The following is a 20,164-nucleotide window of genomic DNA, read 5'->3' as shown; positions in this document are numbered from 1 at the left end:
ATCGCAACGCCGATGACGGTGCTGACGACCAGTGCGGGGCAATTGGCGGCGAGGTCAACCAGCCGCGCGGCCGGATTCCGCGTCGAACTCATGCGCGACTGGCAACAGGCGGTCGCGCGCTGGCACGACATCAGCCCGTCGACGCCGTTCCAGCATCCGCAATGGTATGACGCCTGGTACGGCGCCTTCGCCGCGGCCGAGGGCGTGGCGCCGCTGATTGCTGTTGTCACGGATGCGTCGACCGGCGAGCCGGCGGTGCTGCTGCCGCTGATCCGCCGCCAGCAAGACAATGTGGCTATCGTCGAATTCGCCGATCTCAATCTCACCGACTACAACGCGCCGATCATCGGGGCCGCGGCGCCGCGCGATGCCAAAGCTGCGCGCGCGCTGTGGCGCAGCCTGCTGTCGGCCCTGCGCCGGATGCCGGATCGGGGCGATCTCATTCGTCTGCGCAAGGTGCCCGTCGATCTCGATGGCAAGCCCAATCCTCTGGCCCTGCTAAACGCCGCCGGTCCATGCTTGCTCAACGGCAATCTCGTCACCACGGGCGAGGATTACGAGGCCTGGCGCTACACGCTGGAAAAGACCGTGCGCAAGGAGCTGGAACGGAGCTGGCGCGTATTCACGCGCGATCCGGCCGCTTCCTTTGCGATCATCACCGATCGCGATGAATCGTTGCGGGTCCTCTCGACCACCGAGGTTCAGCAGGGCACGCGGATGCAGAGCCTCGGGCGGAACTACGTTCTCAATGACGAGACCTGCGCGGCGTTCTACCGCAACCTGGTGCGCGATGGCGTCGGCAACGGCTATGCGTTGGTCACAGTGCTTGCGGTCGGCGACGAGATCGTGGCGACGCTGCTCGGCATCAGGACCGGCCCGCGCTACGTGATGATCCGCATCAGCAATGCCGGTGAGAAATGGTCGAATTGTTCGCCGGGCCGGCTGATCATCGAGCGCACCATGGCAGCGTTGCACAGGGATGGCGTTCGCGAGTTCGACTTCTCTGTCGGCAATTACGCCTACAAGCGCCGCTTCGGCGTGACGCGGCGGCCGCTGGTCGACATCAGCGCCGCCTTGAGCTGGCGCGGATGGCCCTTTGCCTTACGCGATTGCGCGGTGGGTACGCTGCGAAACCATCCGAAGCTCGATGCGAGGCTGCGACGCATGTTCGATAAGCCATTGTCACACGAAGAGAATTGACGCGTTGTGGCTGGAGTTCCACGGCGATGCAAATCTGTCACACATGCTGGGATAGTGGAGACGTTCTCCCTGTGTTCGCGAGAGTTCATGATCGCCTGCGCGCCTGAGGCGTATGCTGCGCCTTGGGTCAGGGCCTACTGGTGAATGCTTTCTTGGGTGTATTTGGGGAGAGCCAACATGCCAGCCTACATCCATCATCACGACGATATCGAGCCAGGCTTCGTCATCTGTCCGAGTTGTGTGGGGCTCGAAATGTATGTGCGCGACGTCGAGCCGCACTGGAGCATGGCGAAGATCGACTTCACCTATGAATGCGCCGACTGCGGCGCCGAAGTTCGCCAGACCATCGTGAAGCCGCAACTGCGGCATTAGCTTGGGGAATCCGTAGGGGGGCAAGGGCGCATCGCGCCGTGCCCACCTTCCTTCGCAAAATGGACGGGGAGGTGGGCACGCGCTTTGCGCCCACCCTACACAGCAGCATCAAACCTGTCGCACCACACCCGGCTTGCCCGGATCGCATTCGAGTTCCCGGCGATCCCACTTCGCTGCGATCGCTGCGGCCTCATAGGTGCTCTGCAGGAAATCGATCAGCGCCTTGTCGGGATCGGTTGCCGTTCGTACAGCGTCGTAGGGGAGAATGAACTCGCCGAGCGCTTCGCTGAAGAACGCCGTGTCCGGCCGCACCTTCGCCGCGCGGAAGCCTGATGGCTCGGGATAGGCATAGGAATAGAACGCGGGGTAATCGATCGCGCCACTGCCTGGCCAGAAGCCGGCGCTGCTGACTTCATGTGAATAGGCCTCATGGGCGACCGCATCGGGCAAATTCGGCACGCCGCCCGGATGGCGCGGCGCGCGGCGGCCCGAGAAGCGCGTTACCGCGAGATCGAAACTGCCCCAGAAGAAATGCACCGGGCTTGCCTTGCCGAGGAAGCCGGTGCGGAATTGCTTGAAGACGCGGTCGCAGTTGACGAGGATTTGCAGGAAGCGCCCGACGGCATCGGGATCGTAGGAGGCATGCGCGGTATCCAGCGAGAACCGCACCGGATCGGGCAGTTCGTTCGGCATCTCGTCGATCGCAACGGCAATGTCGAGTTCGGCAAGCGCCGCAAGCGTGGCGGCGTAGAAGCTGGCGACAGAATGACCCGACAGCGCAAAGTGCCGCTGCGTGCCGTCGCTGGTCGAGATGCGCAGCGAGTGGTCAATGAAATCGAAGTCGATCTGGAACGTTCGCGCGCCGTCGAGGACCGGCGACGTCGTCAATCCGCGAGGCGTGACATAGAGCGTCACATGCCAGGAATGATTGAGCCAGGGCGACTTGGTCAGCCGGATCTTGCCGACGATCTGGGTCCAGAGCTGCAGCGTCGCACAGGTCTCACGCCACGCCGCGGTCGGCAATTCCGGCCAAGGGACTTGCGAATTGTTGCTCATGCCAGAACCTTGGGCGTGCCTGCTGTGAAGGCCGAAGGCCTATCACGAATTCACAAGCCCTTCAGACAGCGCGGCTCACGATTTCGTGCATTCCCGGCAGCGCCGCTGTCCGCGCGAGGCGCGGTAGAGGCCCCTGCACCACCAGCGCCGCGCCATGGCCTGCAGCGGCCGGCGTGCCAGTTGAGCGATAAAAAGAATTTCCACCATAGCTCGATCCATCGTCCCCCGTGAGACGAGATAGGGCGGCAATCCCGAATCAGAATGCCGCCCACATCGCATCAGCCATGCAGTTTATTCGCGGTCTCCGCGATCACGCGTCCTTGATAGCGCGCGCCGGCGAGTTCGTTTTCGCTCGGCTGGCGGCTGCCGTCGCCGCCGGTGATCGTGGTGGCGCCGTAAGGCGCGCCGCCGGTGACCTCGTCGAGCTTCATCTGGCCGGCGAAGCCGTAGTTCAGGCCGACGATGGTCATGCCGAAATGCAGCAGGTTGGTGATGATCGAAAACAGCGTGGTTTCCTGCCCGCCGTGCTGGGTCGCCGTTGATGTAAAGGCGCCGCCGACCTTGCCGTGCAGCGCGCCCTTGGCCCAGAGGCCGCCGGCCTGGTCGAGGAAGTTGGCCATCTGCGAGGCCATCCGGCCGAAGCGGGTGCCGGTGCCGACGACGATGGCGTCGTAATTGGCGAGATCCTCGATTCTAGCGATCGGCGCGGCCTGATCGAGCTTGTAATACGAGGCCTTGGCGACGGCTTCGGGCACCAACTCCGGCACGCGCTTGACGTCGACGGTGGCGCCGGCCTTGCGCGCGCCTTCTGCGACGGCATTCGCCATCGCCTCGATGTGACCGTAGGCGGAATAATAGAGCACGAGAACTTTGGCCATGATGGTTTTCCTTTGAGTTTGGGGTTTTGAAAGTTGGTTTCGTCATGGCCGGGCAAAAGCGCGAAGCGCGTCTTCGCGCTAGATGTCCCGGCCATCCACGTTCTTTCTTGCGGCAACGAAGGACGTGGATGCCCGGCACAAGGCCGGGCATGACGCCTCTCGTGGGTTTCGATTCGTCCCTTACGCCGCGTCGACCAGCACCAGTTCGGAATCTTCCAGCGCGGTGATCGTCAGCTTCGCCTCGTCGCGGATCGCAGCGCCATCGCGGGCGTTGACTCGCACGCCGTTGACTTCGACGCTGCCGGCCGCCGGCACCAGATAGAGGTGGCGCGCCTTGTGCGGTTCGTATTCTGCGCTCTCGCCCGCCTTCAGCGTGGTGGCGAGCACCCGCGCATCGGCCCGGATCGGCAGCGCGTTCTTGTCGCCGGCAATGCCGCTGGCGATGGTGACGAGCTTGCCGGAGCGGTCCGACTTCGGAAATGGTTTCGCGCCCCAGGTCGGCTGGCCGCCCTGCGTGGTCGGCTCGATCCAGATCTGGAAGATCTTGGTCTTCGAAGGTTCCAGATTGTACTCGGAATGGCGAATGCCGCTTCCGGCGCTCATCACCTGGACGTCGCCGGCCTCGGTCCGGCCCTTGTTGCCGAGCGAGTCCTGGTGCGTGATCGCGCCTTCGCGGACATAGGTGATGATTTCCATGTTGGCGTGGGGATGGGCGGGAAAGCCGGTGTTCGGCGCGATCTCGTCATCGTTCCACACCCGCAACGAGCCATGGCCCATATTGTCCGGATCGTAATGGCTGCCGAACGAGAAGTGATGCTTCGCTTTCAGCCAGCCGTGATCGGCGCTGCCAAGTTTTGCAAAAGGTCTGAGTTCGATCATGGGACTTCTCCGTTGCTTGAATTCCGATGGCTATTGGATATGCCGCCGGGCGTGGTATAGAAATAGAAACTATAGAAACTCATTGTTTCCAAAACGAGCCTTGAAGGCGATCCGAATGTCAAAGCTCCCGGATTTCGAGGCGCTCGCGATTTTCGCAAAAGTCGTGGAGTTGCGGTCGTTTGCAGCAGCCGCGACCGAACTGGCGCTGTCCAAGGCCACGGTGTCCAAGGCGGTCAGCCGGCTGGAGCAGCGCCTTGGCGCGCGGCTGTTCAACCGCACCTCGCGGCGGCTGGCGCTGACCGATGCCGGCCAGAAGCTGGCGGAGCGCGCGGCACGCCTGCTGGCCGATGGCGAGGACGCCGAGAACGAGGCGTTGTCGCAATCGATGGCGCCGCGTGGGCTGGTGCGGCTTGCGGTTCCCATGACGTTCGGGGTGAAGGCCGTGGCGCCGATCCTGCCGGAATTTCTCGGAGCCTTCCCGGAAGTCTCGATCGATCTTCATCTGAGCGACGCAACAGTCGATCTGATCGGCGAGGGTTTTGATGCCGGCCTGCGCATCGCGCGGCTGCCGGATTCTTCCCTGATCGCGCGGCGGCTGTGCGCGATGCCGCGCTACACCGTGGCGGCGCCTTCCTATCTGAAGCGCCATGGCAGGCCGACGCATCCGATGCATCTCGCCGAGCACAAATGCTTCGGCTATGCCTATCTCTCGACACCCGGCGTCTGGCATTACACCAACGCGGCCGGCGAGCAGGCCAGCGTCCGTCCCGCGGGCCAGCTCCGCGTCAACAATGGCGAGGCGCTGTTGCCGTCAGTCGTCGCCGGGCTCGGCATCGCCGACCTGCCGGACTTCATCGTCGGCGAGGCGATTGCATCCGGCGAAGTCGAAGTGATCCTGAAAGACTGGCATCAGCCCGAAGGCGCAGTGCATCTGGTAACCCCGCCTGGCGGCCCGCGCCCTGCGCGGGTGGAAGTGCTGGCGGAGTTTTTGGCCAAGCATTTTGCGAAAGCGAAGAAGCGGAAATAGCGGAGAGGGGAGTTCGCTTTCACCCTCCAGGGGACGGTGAAGCGAACGGCTATCGCAACGTCGCCAGCTTCAGGCTAGGCTGCTTCCAACAACCAAAATAAAATCACGGGGAGAAACCACCAATGAACCGCCGCGAACTTCTCAAGGCCGCCGCCGCACTGCCGCTGGCATCCGCCGCACTCTCCAACACTGCCTTCGCGCAAGGCCCATATCCCTCGCGCAATATCACCATGATCGTCCCATTCCCGCCCGGCGGCCAGGCCGATCTCGCCGCGCGGCCGATCGCGCAGGCGCTGGAGCGGATTCTCGGCAAGCCTGTGATCGTCGACAACCGCGCCGGCGGCGGTGGCGGATCGGTCGGCAATGCGGCGGCGGCGCGCGCCGAGCCCGACGGCCACACGCTACTGATGACGCTGTCCTCGCTCGCGGTGCTGCCGGAAGCCGATCGGCTGTTCGACCGCCCGGTGGCGTATGAAGTCTCGCAGTTCGCGCCGATCGCGCGCGTGCTCGCCGATCCGACGCTATTAGCCGTGCCGGCCTCGGCGCCGTGGAAGACGCTGCAGGAATTCGTCGACGATGCGAAGAAGCGTCCCGGGCAGATTCCCTACGGCTCGTCCGGTCCCTACGGCACGCTGCATGTGGCGATGGAAATGTTTGCGGCGAGCGCCGGCATCAAATTGCTGCATGTGCCGTTCCGCGGCGCCGGCCCCGCGCTGGCCGCGCTGCTCGGCGGCACCGTGCAGGCGATGGCCTCGGCGCCGGGCACGCTGAAGCAGCAGGTCGATGACGGCAAGATGCGCGTGCTCGCCAACTGGGGCGCGCAGCGCGTCAAGAGTTTCCCCGACCTGCCGACCTTCCGCGAACTCGGCTACAAGGATGTCGAGTTCTACATCTGGGCGGGACTGTTCGCGCAGAGCGCGTTGCCGGCGCCGATCATGACGCGGTTGCGCGAAGCGATGGCGGAAGCCGTGAAGGCGCCCGAAGTGGTCAAGACCTTCGAGACCGCCGGCAGCCCCGTCGCCTATCAGGACGCGCCGGAATTTTCAAAATTCGTCGCGGAAGACAGCGCGCGGCTGGTCGCGGCGGTGAAGAAGATCGGCAAGGTGGAATAGCGGAACCCGCTTCACATTTTTTTGTTCGCACCAACGTCGCGTGGCCGCATTCATTCAGCAGGCTGAACGCCGCCGCCGCGCGGAGTTCCGCGTCAACTTGAAAATCGAAAAGAAAGGACTTCATCCATGCAAACGCAGCGGATTGTCCTCAGCCTTGCCATCGCGATCGCCGGCATTGGCGCTGTCGCACCCGCATCATCGCAGGAATATCGCGGAACCTGGGAACAGCAGATGGCCTGCACGCCCGATGTCTGGCGTCTCTGTGGCGACCAGATCCCGGATGTCAGCCGCATCGTGGCCTGCTTGCGGCAGAACACCCCGCAGCTCTCCAATGGTTGCCGCGCGGTGTTCGAATCGAGCGCCGAGCAGCAGCAGGCCAATCGCGCGCCGCCGCAGCGCATGCCGCAGCAGACGGCGCCACGTGGCCGCGCGCCCCAACAAATGCAGCCGCAGGCGGTGCAGCCCCAGCCGAGACCTTACTATGAGGAAGACGAATAGGCCGGCGCGTCTTGCGCAGGCTGGTGCTGGCAAACGTCGACCCACGCGGCTCCGGTCAGTTCGGCCATACGCGCCGGCGTGATTTTCACCGCGCTGTGGGTCGAGCCCGCGGCCGGCACCACGATATCGAACGCCTTCAGCGAGACGTCGCAATAGACCGGGAGCGGCGTCTTCAATCCGAACGGACAGACGCCGCCGACTTCATGGCCGGTGATCTCGGCGACTTCCTCGAGGCCGAGCATCTTCGGCTTTCCCCCGAACAGCGTCTTCACCTTCTTGTTGTCCATCCGCGAGATGCCGGCGGCCACGATCAGCACCACGCGCTCGCCGATCCGCAAGCTCAGCGTCTTGGCGATACGCGCCGGCTCGACGCCATAGGCTTCGGCGGCCAGCGCAACGGTGGCGGAACTCATCTGGGATTCAATCACCGAAATATCGGGCGCCTTCTCGGCGAAGAAGGCGCGGACGGACTCAAGACTCATTTCAGGACCTTATGCCAGACACCAGGGCGGGGAGCTCGGCGAGGCCGTGGATGCGGTGATTGGGCACGACGCCGAGTTCATCCATCTGGGTACGCAACGCCCAAAACATCGTCAATGGCGGCAGCGTCTCGCTTTCGAGGCAGGCCAGCGCCATCGCTTCCGGCGTCACCCGCTCGATCCAGGCGACGTTGAGCCCGAACGCCTTGGCGCCGCAGGCGTCCCAGGGATTGGCCGAGATGAACAGCACCTCCGCCGGCGGTACGTTCAGCACCTCCTCGATCAGCGCGTAGGCTTCGGCGCTGGGCTTGAAAATCTTTCTGGAGTCGACGCTGATGACCGCATCGAGCAGGCGGTCGAGCCCGCTGTTGCGCACCAGCGCGCCCAGCATATCGGGGCTGCCGTTGGACAGGATCGCGAGCTTGCGATCCTTCATCGCCGAAAGCGCCGCGAGCGCATCCGGATAGAGTTCGAGATGCAGGTATTTGTCGATGATGCGCGCGAAAGTGTCGTCGTCATATTGCAGCCCGAGGCTGCCGAGCGTGTAGGCCAGCGAGTCGCGCGTCACTTCGGAAAAATCCCGGTAACGCCGCATCAGTGAGCGCAGCCAGGTGTATTCGAGTTGCTTGATGCGCCACACCTGGGTGATGATTTCGCCATAGCCCGGAAACGCGTCCTCGGTGACGTCGGCCACCGACTGGACGTCGTAGAGCGTTCCATAGGCATCGAACACAACGGCTCTGATAGTCATTGCAACTACTCTTTGGCGCCGATCTTCGTATCGAGAAATTCGCGCAGTGCGGCGATCGATTGATCCGTCGCCGCCTGGTTGAATTCGAGATGATGCCCCTTCACCACGAGCGGCGGCGTGAGCTGCGGAGCATCGAATGCGTGATAGGCGCCGGGGAAGACCATCAGCTTGATCGGCACGCCCTTGTCCTTCTGCCGCGATATCCCCCAGCCGTCCCGGCCCTCGACCAAATTGCGGCATTCCCTGGCCAAGGCCCAGTCGTCGAACTCGCCGATCAGAATCAGCGCCGGCGCGGTCATCTCGCCTTTCAATCCAAGGCAGGACGGATAGAACGCAACGGCCGCGCGGAACTTGGCCGGCGATGCCTGTTCCAGATAGCCATGTTCGACCGACATCAGGGCCACGCGGCCGCCGTTCGCAAAACCAATCACGGCAACACGCTCGGGATCGACCAATGGATCGCGCACCAGAAAGTTCAGGGCACGATAGGCGTCCTCAGCCGAATCGTTCGGCGCCCTGCCGTCGCAGGTTTTGAGGCCGCGCGGACCCAGGCTATCCACGGTGAGCACCACATAGCCCCAGGACGCGATCCGCTTGCCCCAGCGTTCATCGATCCGTTTCCAGTCTCCATTGCAGCTATGCAACAATACGACCGCGGGCGCACGTCCCGCATTGTCGGCTCGCCTCAGGTAACCCTGGAGCGGATGTGGACTGGCAAGCGGGCTTTCGATTTCGACCACGATCGCGGAGGATGCGCCTGCAAGGCCATCAGCCGCGCTTCCGGTCAGGAGCGCGGCGAGGAGGGCGATGGTCTTGGCGAATGTCGTCACGGGCCATCTCAACGCTTCGACGATGAGGGAGCCTTCGTTATATACCCAAAATCTTCCGCGCGTTGGCCTTCATCACCTTCGGCCGGATCTCCTCGCGGATGTCGAGCTTGGCGAAATCCGCCAGCCAGCGGTCGGGCGTAATCACCGGCCAGTCCGAGCCGAACAGCATCTTGTCCTGCAAAATCGAGTTGATGTAGCGGACGAGAATCGGCGGGAAATATTTCGGCGACCAGCCGGAGAGGTCGATATAGACGTTCGGCTTGTGGGTCGCGACCGACAACGCCTCTTCCTGCCAGGGGAAGGAAGGATGCGCGAGGATGATCTTCAGGTCGGGGAAATCCGCCGCCACATCGTCCATATACATCGGGTTGGAATATTTTAAGCGCATCCCCATGCCGCCGGGCATGCCGGAACCAACGCCGGTCTGGCCGGTGTGAAACAGCGCGATCGCGCCGCCGTCATTGATCGCCTCGTACAGCGGATAGGCCATGCGGTCGTTGGCGTAAAAACCCTGCATGGTCGGGTGGAATTTGAAGCCGCGGACGCCGTATTCCTCCATCAGCTTCTTCGCCTCGCGCACGCCGAGCTTGCCCTTGTGCGGATCGATCGAGACGAAGGGGATCAGGACGTCGAGATTGTCGGATGCGACTTCCAGCATCTCGTAATTGTTGTAGCGGCGGAAGCCGGTCTCGCGCTCGGCATCGACCGGGAAGATCACGGCCGCGATGTTCTTGGAGCGGTAATAGGCCGCGGTTTCCGGCACGGTCGGCGGATGCTTGTGCGGCGATTTGAAATAGTCCGCCATGCGCTCCTGAAAGTCGTCATAGCCGTCGTCGCCGTGCATGCCGCATGGCTCTTCGGCATGGGTGTGGATGTCGATCGCGACGACTTTCTCGATATCGGGCAGTTTGAGCTTGGGCATTGGGCTTCCCCGGCGGCTTGATTTTTGGGTCTGGAAAATTGATTATACTATATAACAAATTCCGCAAGACAGCAGAAGCAAAAGAGCAAGAACAGGGAGCGTGGCATGGCGCAAGCGGAGGCCTTCGAGACCGATTTCTGGAAAGATGCCAATCTGCGAAAGGTCTGGGACGACATCGTTCCCGGCGAGCCGCGCAAGACTATTCCCTACACGCTGACCAAAGAGGCGATCGAACTGTACTGCAAATCGGTCGGCGAGGATCATCCGATCTATTTTGACGAAGCCTATGCCAGGACCACCCGCTTTGGCGGGCTGATCGCGCCGCCCTCGATCCACATCCTCCTGATGTTTTCCTGCACGCCGGCGGATGACTGGATGCGCTCGCCGGGAACCGTCAATGCCGGACAGTCCTGGAGCTACAACATTCCGGCGCGGCCGGGCGACGTCATCACGCTGCAGGCCCGCGCGCTCGACAAGTTCATCAAGCGCGAGCGGCTGTTCGTGGTCCACGACAATGTCTTCTTCAATCAGAAGGGTGACGTAATCTGTTCCGGCCGTGGCTGGACGATTCGTCCGATGTGAGAGGAGCGATCAATGACTGCTACGTTCGACAATCTCTCCGCCGGCGACGTCATCGACGGCCCGAAATTCGCGGTCTCACGCGAATCCATCCGCCTGTTTTGCGATGCCTCGCTCGACTACAACCCGCTGCATCTCGACGACGACTACATGAAGGGCAATTTCGGCAAGACCAATTTCGGCGGCATCATCATGCACGGCATGAACAATTTCGGGCTGATCTCCCGGATGATCACCGATTGGGCCTATCCTGTCGGCGCGGTTCACCGGCGGCTGGAGACGCGATGGGTCAAGCCGGTCCGGCCCGGCGATACCATCCAGCCCACAGGGATCATCAAGGCCAAGCAGACCACTGAAAAATCCCGCTGGGTTTTGATCGACGTGGTGGTGAAGAACCAGGCGGGCGAAAAGGTCGCGACCGGCGAGGCCCTGGTCGAATTCCCGCGCGATCTGTTTTGCCAGTGATTCCGGAGCGTTCTACCGGGTATGAATCCACCCGGCGTTAGATCCGGAACGGGACAGATCGGCCCGAAATCGGGCCCATTCGGATTGACATCCGGTCCCGCCATGGCTTAGAAACCGGCCCGTCCCGGGCGGTTGCCGCTGGCGGGATAAATCTCAATTTTGCCACTTTCGGGTAGCTCAGGTTCGGCCTTCAACACGGCCTTTCAAAGCATCAGGATTGTCCCATGAAGGTCCGTAACTCCTTGAAATCGCTGCGTGGTCGCCACCGTAACAACCGTCTGGTCCGCCGCAAGGGCCGGGTGTATGTGATCAACAAGGTGCAGCGCCGCTTCAAGGCCCGCCAGGGCTAAAGCTCAGGGCGCTGAGCCGGCTTTTTTCTTCGTTTCACAGGTCTTTGACGACGCGCTGCTTTGCAGTGCGGTTTTGCGCGTCTAGACTTGGTCCATGATTTTGAGATTCCCGGGCGCCCGTAACTGCCGGATCATGGTCCTCGCCGCTGTCATGACAGCCGTGCCGGTGACCGCTTTTGCCCAGAACAACACCCAGGTTGTTCCCCCGCCAAAGGCCCAGAAGAAATTGCCGGAGGCGCCGAGCAAGCTTCCAAAGGTCGGCGCCGATCGCACCCGCGGGCTGGATTTCCTGTTCGGCGCACTGAAGGCCGCCCCCGATGAAGCCAGCGCCAAGCATGTCGAGGCGCGGATCTGGGCACTGTGGATGCAGACCCCGAGCGACACCGCTGCGCTGTTGATGCTGCGCGCCAAGGCCGCGATGGATGCCCAGAAGGTCGATGTCGCGCTGAAACTGCTCGATGCTGTCGTCAAGCTGCGTCCCGACTATGTCGAGGCCTGGAACCGGCGCGCGACGCTGTACTACCTGAAGAACGACTATGCCCATTCGCTGGAGGACATCCGGCAGGTGCTGATTCGCGAGCCCCGGCATTTCGGCGCGCTGGCGGGGCTCGGCATGATCATGCAGGACATCGGCGACGAAAAGCGCGCGCTCGACGCGTTCCGCAAGGCGCTGGCCGTCAATCCGCATCTCGAGAAGGTGCCGGAACTGGTCAAGACGCTGACCGAAAAGGTCGAAGGCCGCGATATCTGATTACAAGCATGATCCGGAAAAGTGGATACCGGTTAAGATCATGCTCAATCAAAAAGATCCCGGTTAACCTTGATTCCCGACGACATATTTCAGGCAGGAGCGTCGCGTCGCTAACGCGCTATTATCGGCTGACTGCGTGACAGGAGCGAGCCATGAAATCATTGCTGCTGGCCGGCGCGATGATTGTCGCAACCGGAACCTGCGCTTTCGCGCAAGGTGGCTATTGGGTGGTCGGCAACCGCGCGACCAGCAAATGCGAGATCGTCACGAGCAATCCCGTCGTCAACGCTCAGGTCGGCGGCAACATCTGGTTCGGAACCGGACCGTACCAGTCGCTTGACGACGCCAAGCTGGCCCGTTCGACCATCCCCAGTTGCCCAGCGGTGGAAGAGCAGCCCGCAGACACGCAGGATGACGAGAAAAAATCCAATTAGAGCCGTTTTAGAGCCGTTTCGCGTCAGGAAAACGCGGCGGCCCAAAAGGGCCTAGTGCACGGCGTTGCTGCCGCGGGCCATACCGTCGAGGCCCACCGCCGCATAGAACTGTGCCAATTCCGCTTCAAGCTGCTCGTTGACCCGCAACAGCGCCTTGAGGGCGCCGCGGATGTCGCCATTGCAACTCGCTACGATCTGATCGATGGCGGCTTCGCTTGCGTCGGAAATCATGGGTACTTCTCCGATTCTACGCTGGAACAATTTGTAGTGAGCGACCCTGTTCCTGTGGATGTTGGGTACAGTGCAGGCGCCCGGCTACCCCCCAATCAGGCACGCGCACACATGGCGAAAGTGGCAGCGACACTGTACAAACTTGACGGTGACGTCAGTATGACCCCGCTATCCACAGAAGCTGTCCCCTGTGGACAACCTCCGAAACCTGCGCCGATCCGGGCCGTAGCTCGCTGGTGCAGAAAATCAGCCGGAAATCATCGATGGCGGTAGTGATTTTAGTGGCGGCGCTGGCGGTGCTGGCGCTGATCACGCAAGTCGGCGTTTTTCTCAGCGAGCGGGCGCATCCGTCGCAGGGCAGGATGGTCGAGGTAGCGGGTGGAACCCTGCACATTCTCGATATCGGCCCGCGCGACCTGGGCGGTCCGCCGATCGTGATGCTGCATGGCGCGAGTTCCAATCTCGAGATGATGCGGCAGCCGGTCGGGGAGCGGCTCGCCAGGAAGCACCGCGTGATCTTGATCGACCGTCCCGGGCATGGCTGGAGCACCCGCGCCCGCCTCGAGGACTCGACGCCCGAAATTCAGGCCCGCATGATCGAGGAGGCGCTGGCAAGGCTTGGCGTCAACAGCGCGGTCTTTGTGGTGCATTCCTGGGCCGGCGCGCTGGGGGCGCGCATCGCGCTGGATTATCCGCATGCCGTCGCCGGTCTCGTGATGCTGGCGCCGGTGGCCTACCCGTGGCCCGGCGGCGTCGGGCGTTACAACAGGCTGATCGCCACGCCGGTGATCGGCCCGCTGTTCGCCTACACCGTCACGCTGCCGCTCGGCCTGCTGCTGGCGGAACCGGGGGCGCGCGGCGTCTTCCTGCCGCAGACGATGCCGGACGGCTTTGTCAAAAACACCGCCACGCCGTTGTTGCTGCGTCCACGCGAATTCATCGCCAATGCGCGCGATCTGGTGACGTTGAAGGCGGCGGTCGCCGAGCAGGCGCCGCGTTATGCGGAGATCAAGGCGCCGGTCACCATCATCACCGGCGAGGCCGACAAGACGGTGTCGACCAACATCCACTCACGGCCGTTCGCGGCGGCTGCACCGAACGCAAAGCTGATCGTGCTGCCGGGCGTCGGCCACATGGTCCAGCAGGCCGCGCCCGATCTCGTCATTGCGGAAGTGGAGGTGATGATATCAGGAACGGCGCCGGGCGCGGAAGCGGCGGCGGCCCATTGAGGCGTGCGCGAGCCTTCTGTCGACGCGCGTGTTCTTGCGCGATCAAGCACGGCGGTGACGCTGCACGTGGCCTGACGGCTCCGGATAGGATACGATCGGTGCGCGCGGGATTCCGCTGCTCGTCCCGCCAGGGATGAACCTGAGAATAGCGATATCGGGCAGCCGACCTTCGAGGGAGAGCGCCATGTACGCCGCCATTCGTCAGGGCAAGGCCAAGGCCGGCAAGGCCGAAGAACTCACACGCAGGATCAAGGAAGGCGCGATTCCCGTCATTAGCGGGGTCGACGGATTCATGGGCTATTATGTGGTCTATGCGCCCGATGACACCGTGATCGCGATCAGCCTGTTCAACAACTTTGCGGCCGCCGAAGAATCCAACAAGCGCGCGCTGGCGTGGATCGAGCACGATCTGGCGCCGCTGTTGACCGGGCCGGCCACCGCGATAGCCGGCCCGGTGATTGTGCATACGGTGGCGTGACGAGGCGAACGCAAAGACGGGAGGGGATGCGGCTCCGCAACTTGTGCAGAGCCGCTGACAACCTCACTTCTGCTTGCCGTCCTTGTCGAACGAGGAGACATAGGCCCAGAGATCGTTGGCCTCTTTCTCGTTCTTGATGCCGGCGAACACCATCTTGGTGCCGGGAATCTTCGCCTTCGGGTCCTTGATGTATTCGAGGAATACATCCTTGCCCCAGGTGATGCCGGAATTCTTGTTGGCGTCTGAATAGGAGTAGCCCTCGACGGTGCCGGACTTGCGGCCGTCGAGCCCGTTCAGCACGGGGCCGACCTTGTTCTTGGCGCCGTCGCCGATCGCGTGGCAGGCCAGGCATTTGTTGAACGAGGTCTTGCCGGCGGCGGCGTCCTGCGCCAGCGCGCCCGACGCGGTGGCCAATGAGATAACGACAACCAGCGCGCTCAAAGTCGATGTTTTCATGTGGTGCTCTTCGTTTCTTCCAGGGGAGAGAGGCGGATTTCTTGTGGCAGGCCCGCTCGGAATGGACAAGCCATGAAACTTGACAGTTTTGACCATGGCCGGCTTGCCCCAGAGAGAACTCATCATTTGCAGAACCGCAATCCGACCTTCGGATGGCCTACCCAAACCTCGGTAGACGTGCTTGATTTGTCGTGACAATTCGATGAAGCGTGGTCTGGAGGATACGGATGGTCATCATGATGCCGGCTGCCGATCAGGCAGTTCTGAGCCGGCGTGACGCCATTGTTGCCGCGCTCCGCGCGATCGTTCCGGGCGAGGGCGTGATCGACAGCGCGGCCGAAATGCTGCCCTACGAGTCCGATGGCCTGATGGCGTACCGCCAGCCGCCGATGGTCGTGGTGCTGCCCGACACCACGGAACAGGTCTCAAAAGTCCTGAAATACTGCTTCGAGCAGGGCATCAAGGTGGTGCCGCGCGGCTCCGGCACCTCGCTGTCCGGCGGTGCGCTGCCGCTGGCCGACGGCGTGCTGCTCGGGCTCGGCAAGTTCAAGCGTATCCGCGAGATCGATTTCGACAACCGCGTGGTGGTGACCGAGCCCGGCGTCACCAACCTCGCCATCAGCCAGGCGGTGGCGCATGCCGGCTTCTATTATGCGCCCGATCCGTCGTCGCAGATCGCCTGCTCGATCGGCGGCAATGTCGCGGAAAATTCCGGCGGGGTGCATTGCCTGAAATACGGCATGACCACCAATAACGTGCTGGGCTGCGAGATCGTGCTGATGTCGGGTGAGATCCTGCGCATCGGCGGCAAGGCCGCGGAGAACTCAGGCTACGACCTGATGGGCATCATCACCGGCTCCGAAGGGCTGCTGGGCGTCATCACCGAAATCACGGTGCGGATCCTGCAGAAGCCGGAGACGGCCCGCGCCCTGATGGTCGGTTTCGCCGAGGTCGAGGCCGCCGGTGAATGCGTGGCACGGATCATCGGCAATGGCATCATTCCGGGCGGCATGGAGATGATGGACAAGCCGGCGATCCACGCCGCCGAAGCCTTCGTCCACGCCGGCTATCCGCTCGATGTCGAGGCGCTTTTGATCATCGAACTCGATGGCCCGGGTGTGGAGGTCGATGAGCTGATCAAGCGCGTCGAGGCAATCGCGCAAGCCTGCGGCTCGACGAGCTGCCAGATTTCGACGTCGGAGGCCGAACGCAATTTGTTCTGGGCCGGCCGCAAGGCGGCATTCCCGGCAGTGGGCCGGATTTCGCCCGACTATCTCTGCATGGACGGCACGATTCCGCGCGGCGCTCTTCCAAAAGCGTTGGCGCGCATCCGCGACCTCTCGGCGAAATACGATCTGCGCGTCGCCAATGTGTTTCACGCCGGCGACGGCAATCTGCACCCCCTGATCCTCTACGATGCCAACCAGCCCGGCGAGATCGAGCGCGCGGAAGCTTTCGGCGCCGATATCCTGCGCGCCTGCGTCGAATTCGGCGGCGTCTTGACCGGCGAGCATGGCGTCGGCATCGAGAAGCGCGACCTGATGCCGGAGATGTTTTCGGAAATAGACCTCAACCAGCAGCAGCGGCTGAAATGCGCCTTCGACGCGCAGGGCCTGCTCAATCCGGGAAAGGTGTTTCCGACCCTGCATCGCTGCGCCGAACTCGGCCGCATGCATGTGCATGGCGGCAGACTGGCGTTTCCCGACCTTCCAAGATTTTAAGGCAGGGCGTGCGTGGATACTCTCAAGGTACGTGACGCCAGGGACGTCGAAGAGGTGGTGCGGGCGGCGATCGCCAGCGACCAGCCGCTGGAGATCATTGGTCATGGCACCAAGCGCGCGATCGGCCATCCGATGGCGACCAACGCGGTGCTCGACCTCTCGGCGCTGAACGCGGTCTCCGCCTACGAGCCGAACGAGCTGATCATCACGGTGCAGGCGGGGGCCCCGCTCGCCGACGTACAGTCGCTGATCGATTCCAAGAACCAGCAATTCGCCTTCGAGCCGACGGACACTTCCGCGCTGCTGGGCGTGTCCGGTAGCGGCACCATCGGCGGCATGATCGGTGCGGGGCTCGCGGGCCCCCGCCGGATCAAGGCCGGCGGCGCCCGCGATCATCTGCTCGGCGCGCATGCGGTGTCCGGCTTCGGCGACAGTTTCAAGACCGGGGGCCGGGTGGTGAAGAACGTCACCGGCTACGATCTTTGCAAGCTGCTGGCGGGGTCGTGGGGCACGCTGGCGGTCATGGCGGAAGTGACGCTGAAGGTGATGCCGAAACCCGAAAGCGAGCGCACGCTGATGCTCTCCGGGCTGGACGACGTCACCGCAAACCGGGCGATGACCTCAGCGCTCGGCTCGCCCTACGACGTCTCGGGCGCGGCGCATTTGCCGAATTCGGCGTTCCGGCCCGCGACCGGCGCACTCGCGGGGTTTGCTGCGCAGGGGCGGGCGGCCACGCTGCTGCGGCTCGAAGGAATCGCGGCCTCGGTGGCGGATCGCGCCAATTCGCTCGCCAAGACGCTTGCGCCATTCGGGTCGGTGGACATGCTGCAGGACGGTGCTTCGGCGGAGGTCTGGAGCACCATCCGCGACGTCGAACCCTTTGCCGCCGGCGGCGCACTCGGTGCCTGGCCGGTGTGGCGGATCGTCTGTCCGCCGGCTTCCGGGGGTGCGCTCGGCCAGGCCCTGGCGCGCGATAGCGGGGGCGATGTGATCTATGATTGGGGCGGTGGTCTGATCTGGGCGGCGCTGCCGCCCAAGCCGGATGCGCTAGCCGCCCTGGTGCGTCAGCGCGTCGAGGCGGCCGGCGGCCACGCCGCGCTGATTCGGGCGTCCGAGCGGACCAGGCGAGATGTCGACGTCTTCCATCCGCAGGCCGGCGGCGTCGCCGCGCTGAGCCAGCGCGTCCGCCACAGCTTCGATCCCAAGATCATCCTCAACCGCGGCCGGATGCTGCTGATGACAGCGACATGAAGACCGAATTCTCGCTCACCCAGCTCGCCGATCCCGATATCGCCGAAGCCGACAAGATCCTGCGCGCCTGCGTGCATTGCGGGTTCTGCACCGCGACCTGTCCGACCTATGTGCTGCTCGGCGACGAGCTCGATAGCCCGCGCGGGCGCATCTATTTGATCAAGGAGATGCTGGAAAAGGACCGCCCGCCGACCGCGGAGGTGGTCAAGCATATCGACCGCTGCCTCTCCTGCCTTGCCTGCATGACCACCTGTCCGTCGGGCGTGCACTATATGCACCTGGTCGATCAGGCGCGGGTCCGGATCGAACGGGACTATTCGAGGCCGCTGACCGAGCGGGCCCTGCGCGCGGTGCTGGCGCTGGTGCTGCCGCGGCCAAAGCTGTTTCGCGCCAGCATGATCATGGCGCGGCTCGCCCGGCCGCTTGCGGCCCTGCTGCCGGCGCCAAGCGCGGCCGCGACACCCGGCCTGTTGCGGCGGATCAAGGCGATGCTGGCGCTCGCGCCGAAAGGCCTTCCGGCGCCGGGACCCGCGGGTGGCAGCGTCTTTGCGGCCACGGGCGAGCGGCGCGGGCGGGTCGCCCTGCTGCAGGGCTGCGCCCAGCAGGTGCTGGCGCCGCGCATCAACCAGGCCGCCATCAATCTCCTGACGCGCCACGGCATCGAGGTCGTCCTCGTCAGGGACGAGCAATGCTGCGGCGCGCTCACCCATCACCTCGGGCAGGACGGCGACGCGCTGGCGCGGGCGCGCGCCAACATCACCGTGTGGCAAAAGGAGGCGGAACAAGGCGGCCTCGACGCCATCCTGATCACGGCTTCCGGCTGCGGCACGGTCATCAAGGACTATGGTTTCATGCTGCGCGAGGACCGCGATTTCGCGGAAAGCGCAGCGCGGATTTCCGCGCTGGCAAAGGATATCACCGAGTATCTCTCAGGCATTGCGCTCACGCCATCGAGCCAGAAAGGCGACGTAACCGTGGCGTATCACTCGGCTTGTTCGCTGCAGCACGGACAGAAAATCACAGGCCTTCCGAAAGAATTGCTTTCCAAGAATGGATTCGTGGTGAAAGATGTGCCTGAGAGCCATTTGTGTTGCGGTTCGGCGGGGACCTACAACATTCTCCAGCCCGACATTGCGAGCAGATTGCGCGATCGGAAGATCGCCAATATTGCGACAGTCAAACCGGACATGATCGCTGCAGGCAATATTGGATGCATGGTTCAAATTGCCGGCGGTACGTCAGTTCCTGTGGTGCACACGATTGAGCTTCTCGATTGGGCGACAGGAGGTCCAAAGCCTGGATCGATCGGCCAGGATTGAATTGATCGATCGGCCTTAAGGGCATGATCCGGAACGTCGGCCCCCGCGCGTGGATGGCGGGATCGGCATCCGGTTTCCTCAGGACAAACGCGAAGCGTTTGCCCGGAGGTCGCGCCCGGACAAGGGATGGAGCGGGAGGGCACTTCGAAGAAGTGTCGCCCCGGTCTGGCCCACGGACTATTCGAAGCGCTCGACAGACATGGACAGCGGCAACAGGAGGACCAGATGGCGAAGAAGAGTAAGAAGGGCAAGAAGGCTAAAAAGGCCAAGAAGGCCGTAGTGGCGAAGAAGAAGTCCGCCAAGAAGGCGTCGAAGAAGGCCGCGAAGAAATCGGCGAAGAAGGCTGCAAAGAAGGGCGCAAAGAAATCCGCCAAGAAGGCCGCCAAGAAGTCAAAGGCTGCGGCACCGAAGAAGGCTGCAAAGAAGAGCCCGGCGAAGAAAAAGAAGGCGGCTGCCAAGCCCGCTGCCCCCAAGGCGGAGCCGGCGATGGCGGCGCCAGAGCCGGAGCCCGCGCCGGCGCCGAGCTGGGCTACCGCGGAGCCGTCCACACCCTCATGGGGGTCCGGCTCATCCAATGGCGGCGACCACAACTAGACTCGCCTGCCGGGAACAACGTTTCGGAGAGGCCGCAGCGTCCATCGCTGCGGCCTTTTTCGTGCGGGCTGTCCCGAGTTCGCGAGGGCTGTCCTGAAGCGACCGGTGCCGTGTTTTCACGGAGTGGTTGATTCGCAAAAATGCGTCCTCCGGCATGTGACCTGCCGCCGCATTTTCCGGTTCCAGATGCGGTCCGGCGGCACCAAAACCCCCGAAATTGTTGTGAGAATGCAACACACGCGGAGAACATGTATCGAAACAGCCAGAACGCCTAAAAAGGCGGCACATGCTTGCCTTTTTTG

Annotated in this window: 25 protein-coding genes; 16 read left to right on the top strand and 9 right to left on the bottom strand. The window is 63.2% G+C overall.

The genetic code is table 11. From position 1 onward, the window contains the following. Positions 1-12: 12 nt before the first annotated feature. Together JQ624_RS05765 and JQ624_RS05760 are read left to right on the top strand one after the other, a co-directional pair. Positions 13-1,200, top strand: a complete 1,188-nt coding sequence (locus JQ624_RS05765) for a GNAT family N-acetyltransferase (protein WP_212417901.1) — start codon at positions 13-15, stop codon at positions 1,198-1,200. A gap of 177 nt (positions 1,201-1,377) precedes the next feature. Further along, positions 1,378-1,572, top strand: a complete 195-nt coding sequence (locus JQ624_RS05760; RefSeq protein ID WP_212417900.1) for a hypothetical protein — start codon at positions 1,378-1,380, stop codon at positions 1,570-1,572. Between the two features lie 108 nt (positions 1,573-1,680). Here the strand turns inward: JQ624_RS05760 and JQ624_RS05755 are convergent, their stop codons facing one another. The 3 genes from JQ624_RS05755 to JQ624_RS05745 form a co-directional block, all read right to left on the bottom strand. After that, positions 1,681-2,628: a DUF5996 family protein gene (locus JQ624_RS05755; RefSeq protein ID WP_212417899.1), complete on the bottom strand. Its 948-nt coding sequence runs from the start codon at positions 2,626-2,628 to the stop codon at positions 1,681-1,683. Positions 2,629-2,906: 278 nt separating this feature from the next. Further along, positions 2,907-3,506, bottom strand: a complete 600-nt coding sequence (wrbA, locus tag JQ624_RS05750) for an NAD(P)H:quinone oxidoreductase (protein WP_212417898.1) — start codon at positions 3,504-3,506, stop codon at positions 2,907-2,909. A 180-nt stretch (positions 3,507-3,686) separates the two neighbouring features. Then, positions 3,687-4,385: a pirin family protein gene (locus tag JQ624_RS05745; RefSeq protein ID WP_212417897.1), complete on the bottom strand. Its 699-nt coding sequence runs from the start codon at positions 4,383-4,385 to the stop codon at positions 3,687-3,689. A 115-nt stretch (positions 4,386-4,500) separates the two neighbouring features. Here JQ624_RS05745 and JQ624_RS05740 point away from each other — a divergent pair, with 115 nt between their 5' ends. The 3 genes from JQ624_RS05740 to JQ624_RS05730 all read left to right on the top strand — a co-directional run bounded on the left by JQ624_RS05740 (position 4,501) and on the right by JQ624_RS05730 (position 7,022). After that, a complete protein-coding gene (locus JQ624_RS05740; RefSeq protein WP_212417896.1) occupies positions 4,501-5,412 on the top strand; it encodes a LysR family transcriptional regulator in 912 nt (303 codons plus the stop codon). A gap of 122 nt (positions 5,413-5,534) precedes the next feature. Further along, complete coding sequence (locus JQ624_RS05735; RefSeq protein WP_212417895.1) at positions 5,535-6,524, top strand: tripartite tricarboxylate transporter substrate binding protein; 990 nt, start codon at positions 5,535-5,537, stop codon at positions 6,522-6,524. Between the two features lie 126 nt (positions 6,525-6,650). Beyond that, positions 6,651-7,022 carry a hypothetical protein gene (locus JQ624_RS05730; protein ID WP_212417894.1) on the top strand — a complete coding sequence of 124 codons (372 nt, stop codon included), beginning with the start codon at positions 6,651-6,653 and terminating at the stop codon, positions 7,020-7,022. Here the strand turns inward: JQ624_RS05730 and JQ624_RS05725 are convergent. From JQ624_RS05725 to JQ624_RS05710, 4 genes are read right to left on the bottom strand one after another with little or no spacing between them, the layout of a single operon-like run. Beyond that, on the bottom strand, positions 7,004-7,504 hold the full coding sequence (locus JQ624_RS05725) for a YbaK/EbsC family protein (RefSeq protein ID WP_212417893.1): 501 nt from the start codon (positions 7,502-7,504) through the stop codon (positions 7,004-7,006). The genes JQ624_RS05730 and JQ624_RS05725 overlap by 19 nt on opposite strands. Before the next feature lies 1 nt (position 7,505). Next, entirely contained in the window at positions 7,506-8,252 is a 747-nt protein-coding gene (locus JQ624_RS05720) for a haloacid dehalogenase type II (RefSeq protein ID WP_212417892.1), read from the bottom strand. A gap of 5 nt (positions 8,253-8,257) precedes the next feature. Then, positions 8,258-9,082, bottom strand: coding sequence for a dienelactone hydrolase family protein (locus tag JQ624_RS05715; RefSeq protein WP_212417891.1), 825 nt, complete (start codon positions 9,080-9,082; stop codon positions 8,258-8,260). A gap of 37 nt (positions 9,083-9,119) precedes the next feature. After that, on the bottom strand, positions 9,120-10,004 hold the full coding sequence (locus tag JQ624_RS05710; RefSeq protein ID WP_212417890.1) for an amidohydrolase family protein: 885 nt from the start codon (positions 10,002-10,004) through the stop codon (positions 9,120-9,122). A 105-nt stretch (positions 10,005-10,109) separates the two neighbouring features. Between JQ624_RS05710 and JQ624_RS05705 the strand changes: the two genes are divergently transcribed. From JQ624_RS05705 to JQ624_RS05685, 5 genes are all read left to right on the top strand, one after another. Continuing rightward, positions 10,110-10,586 carry a MaoC family dehydratase N-terminal domain-containing protein gene (locus JQ624_RS05705; RefSeq protein WP_212417889.1) on the top strand — a complete coding sequence of 159 codons (477 nt, stop codon included), beginning with the start codon at positions 10,110-10,112 and terminating at the stop codon, positions 10,584-10,586. Positions 10,587-10,598: 12 nt separating this feature from the next. Further along, positions 10,599-11,048 (top strand): MaoC family dehydratase, encoded by a 450-nt coding sequence (locus JQ624_RS05700; RefSeq protein WP_212417888.1) that lies wholly within the window; start codon positions 10,599-10,601, stop codon positions 11,046-11,048. A 224-nt stretch (positions 11,049-11,272) separates the two neighbouring features. Further along, positions 11,273-11,398, top strand: a complete 126-nt coding sequence (ykgO, locus tag JQ624_RS05695) for a type B 50S ribosomal protein L36 (protein WP_002718645.1) — start codon at positions 11,273-11,275, stop codon at positions 11,396-11,398. A gap of 151 nt (positions 11,399-11,549) precedes the next feature. Then, the gene (locus JQ624_RS05690; RefSeq protein ID WP_409334301.1) at positions 11,550-12,149 is read left to right on the top strand and encodes a tetratricopeptide repeat protein; all 600 of its coding nucleotides are present in this window, start codon (positions 11,550-11,552) and stop codon (positions 12,147-12,149) included. Positions 12,150-12,301: 152 nt separating this feature from the next. Continuing rightward, positions 12,302-12,583 carry a hypothetical protein gene (locus JQ624_RS05685; RefSeq protein WP_212417886.1) on the top strand — a complete coding sequence of 94 codons (282 nt, stop codon included), beginning with the start codon at positions 12,302-12,304 and terminating at the stop codon, positions 12,581-12,583. Between the two features lie 51 nt (positions 12,584-12,634). On the opposite strand, the gene JQ624_RS05680 is transcribed toward JQ624_RS05685, so the two are convergent. After that, positions 12,635-12,814, bottom strand: coding sequence for a hypothetical protein (locus JQ624_RS05680; RefSeq protein WP_212417885.1), 180 nt, complete (start codon positions 12,812-12,814; stop codon positions 12,635-12,637). A 263-nt stretch (positions 12,815-13,077) separates the two neighbouring features. Between JQ624_RS05680 and JQ624_RS05675 the strand changes: the two genes are divergently transcribed. Then, positions 13,078-14,043, top strand: coding sequence for an alpha/beta fold hydrolase (locus JQ624_RS05675; protein WP_212417884.1), 966 nt, complete (start codon positions 13,078-13,080; stop codon positions 14,041-14,043). A 184-nt stretch (positions 14,044-14,227) separates the two neighbouring features. After that, positions 14,228-14,521: an antibiotic biosynthesis monooxygenase gene (locus tag JQ624_RS05670; protein WP_212417883.1), complete on the top strand. Its 294-nt coding sequence runs from the start codon at positions 14,228-14,230 to the stop codon at positions 14,519-14,521. A gap of 63 nt (positions 14,522-14,584) precedes the next feature. Here JQ624_RS05670 and cycA read toward each other — a convergent pair whose 3' ends face one another. Beyond that, a complete protein-coding gene (gene cycA, locus JQ624_RS05665; RefSeq protein ID WP_212417882.1) occupies positions 14,585-14,977 on the bottom strand; it encodes a cytochrome c-550 CycA in 393 nt (130 codons plus the stop codon). Positions 14,978-15,204: 227 nt separating this feature from the next. On the opposite strand from cycA, the gene JQ624_RS05660 reads away from it, so the two are divergent. The 4 genes from JQ624_RS05660 (at position 15,205) to JQ624_RS05645 (ending at position 19,862) form a co-directional block, all read left to right on the top strand. Beyond that, entirely contained in the window at positions 15,205-16,698 is a 1,494-nt protein-coding gene (locus tag JQ624_RS05660; protein WP_212417881.1) for an FAD-linked oxidase C-terminal domain-containing protein, read from the top strand. A 12-nt stretch (positions 16,699-16,710) separates the two neighbouring features. Further along, positions 16,711-17,949 carry an FAD-binding protein gene (locus JQ624_RS05655; RefSeq protein WP_212417880.1) on the top strand — a complete coding sequence of 413 codons (1,239 nt, stop codon included), beginning with the start codon at positions 16,711-16,713 and terminating at the stop codon, positions 17,947-17,949. Continuing rightward, positions 17,946-19,268, top strand: coding sequence for a glycolate oxidase subunit GlcF (glcF, locus tag JQ624_RS05650; RefSeq protein WP_212417879.1), 1,323 nt, complete (start codon positions 17,946-17,948; stop codon positions 19,266-19,268). Before JQ624_RS05655 ends, glcF begins: the two co-directional genes overlap by 4 nt. Before the next feature lie 225 nt (positions 19,269-19,493). Next, positions 19,494-19,862, top strand: a complete 369-nt coding sequence (locus JQ624_RS05645; protein ID WP_212417878.1) for a histone — start codon at positions 19,494-19,496, stop codon at positions 19,860-19,862. Positions 19,863-20,164 lie beyond the last annotated feature (302 nt).

This window comes from Bradyrhizobium sp. AUGA SZCCT0283 (assembly GCF_018130385.1).
Taxonomy (GTDB): domain Bacteria; phylum Pseudomonadota; class Alphaproteobacteria; order Rhizobiales; family Xanthobacteraceae; genus Bradyrhizobium.
The sequence above is the reverse complement of the archived record's forward strand: the minus strand, read 5'-3'. Positions and strand labels throughout refer to the sequence as shown.

Excerpts from the sequence above, each read along its gene's own strand:
- JQ624_RS05745 (WP_212417897.1), bottom strand. The coding sequence starts at position 4,385 with ATGATCGAACTCAGACCTTTTGCAAAACTTGGCAGCGCCGATCACGGC.
- JQ624_RS05700 (WP_212417888.1), top strand. The coding sequence starts at position 10,599 with ATGACTGCTACGTTCGACAATCTCTCCGCCGGCGACGTCATCGACGGC.
- JQ624_RS05645 (WP_212417878.1), top strand. The coding sequence starts at position 19,494 with ATGGCGAAGAAGAGTAAGAAGGGCAAGAAGGCTAAAAAGGCCAAGAAG.
- JQ624_RS05690 (WP_409334301.1), top strand. The coding sequence starts at position 11,550 with ATGACAGCCGTGCCGGTGACCGCTTTTGCCCAGAACAACACCCAGGTT.
- JQ624_RS05735 (WP_212417895.1), top strand. The coding sequence starts at position 5,535 with ATGAACCGCCGCGAACTTCTCAAGGCCGCCGCCGCACTGCCGCTGGCA.
- JQ624_RS05740 (WP_212417896.1), top strand. The coding sequence starts at position 4,501 with ATGTCAAAGCTCCCGGATTTCGAGGCGCTCGCGATTTTCGCAAAAGTC.
- JQ624_RS05730 (WP_212417894.1), top strand. The coding sequence starts at position 6,651 with ATGCAAACGCAGCGGATTGTCCTCAGCCTTGCCATCGCGATCGCCGGC.
- ykgO (WP_002718645.1), top strand. The coding sequence starts at position 11,273 with ATGAAGGTCCGTAACTCCTTGAAATCGCTGCGTGGTCGCCACCGTAAC.
- JQ624_RS05720 (WP_212417892.1), bottom strand. The coding sequence starts at position 8,252 with ATGACTATCAGAGCCGTTGTGTTCGATGCCTATGGAACGCTCTACGAC.
- JQ624_RS05765 (WP_212417901.1), top strand. The coding sequence starts at position 13 with ATGACGGTGCTGACGACCAGTGCGGGGCAATTGGCGGCGAGGTCAACC.
- JQ624_RS05680 (WP_212417885.1), bottom strand. The coding sequence starts at position 12,814 with ATGATTTCCGACGCAAGCGAAGCCGCCATCGATCAGATCGTAGCGAGT.
- JQ624_RS05675 (WP_212417884.1), top strand. The coding sequence starts at position 13,078 with ATGGCGGTAGTGATTTTAGTGGCGGCGCTGGCGGTGCTGGCGCTGATC.
- glcF (WP_212417879.1), top strand. The coding sequence starts at position 17,946 with ATGAAGACCGAATTCTCGCTCACCCAGCTCGCCGATCCCGATATCGCC.
- JQ624_RS05755 (WP_212417899.1), bottom strand. The coding sequence starts at position 2,628 with ATGAGCAACAATTCGCAAGTCCCTTGGCCGGAATTGCCGACCGCGGCG.
- JQ624_RS05670 (WP_212417883.1), top strand. The coding sequence starts at position 14,228 with ATGTACGCCGCCATTCGTCAGGGCAAGGCCAAGGCCGGCAAGGCCGAA.
- JQ624_RS05760 (WP_212417900.1), top strand. The coding sequence starts at position 1,378 with ATGCCAGCCTACATCCATCATCACGACGATATCGAGCCAGGCTTCGTC.
- cycA (WP_212417882.1), bottom strand. The coding sequence starts at position 14,977 with ATGAAAACATCGACTTTGAGCGCGCTGGTTGTCGTTATCTCATTGGCC.
- JQ624_RS05705 (WP_212417889.1), top strand. The coding sequence starts at position 10,110 with ATGGCGCAAGCGGAGGCCTTCGAGACCGATTTCTGGAAAGATGCCAAT.
- JQ624_RS05725 (WP_212417893.1), bottom strand. The coding sequence starts at position 7,504 with ATGAGTCTTGAGTCCGTCCGCGCCTTCTTCGCCGAGAAGGCGCCCGAT.
- wrbA (WP_212417898.1), bottom strand. The coding sequence starts at position 3,506 with ATGGCCAAAGTTCTCGTGCTCTATTATTCCGCCTACGGTCACATCGAG.
- JQ624_RS05710 (WP_212417890.1), bottom strand. The coding sequence starts at position 10,004 with ATGCCCAAGCTCAAACTGCCCGATATCGAGAAAGTCGTCGCGATCGAC.
- JQ624_RS05660 (WP_212417881.1), top strand. The coding sequence starts at position 15,205 with ATGGTCATCATGATGCCGGCTGCCGATCAGGCAGTTCTGAGCCGGCGT.
- JQ624_RS05685 (WP_212417886.1), top strand. The coding sequence starts at position 12,302 with ATGAAATCATTGCTGCTGGCCGGCGCGATGATTGTCGCAACCGGAACC.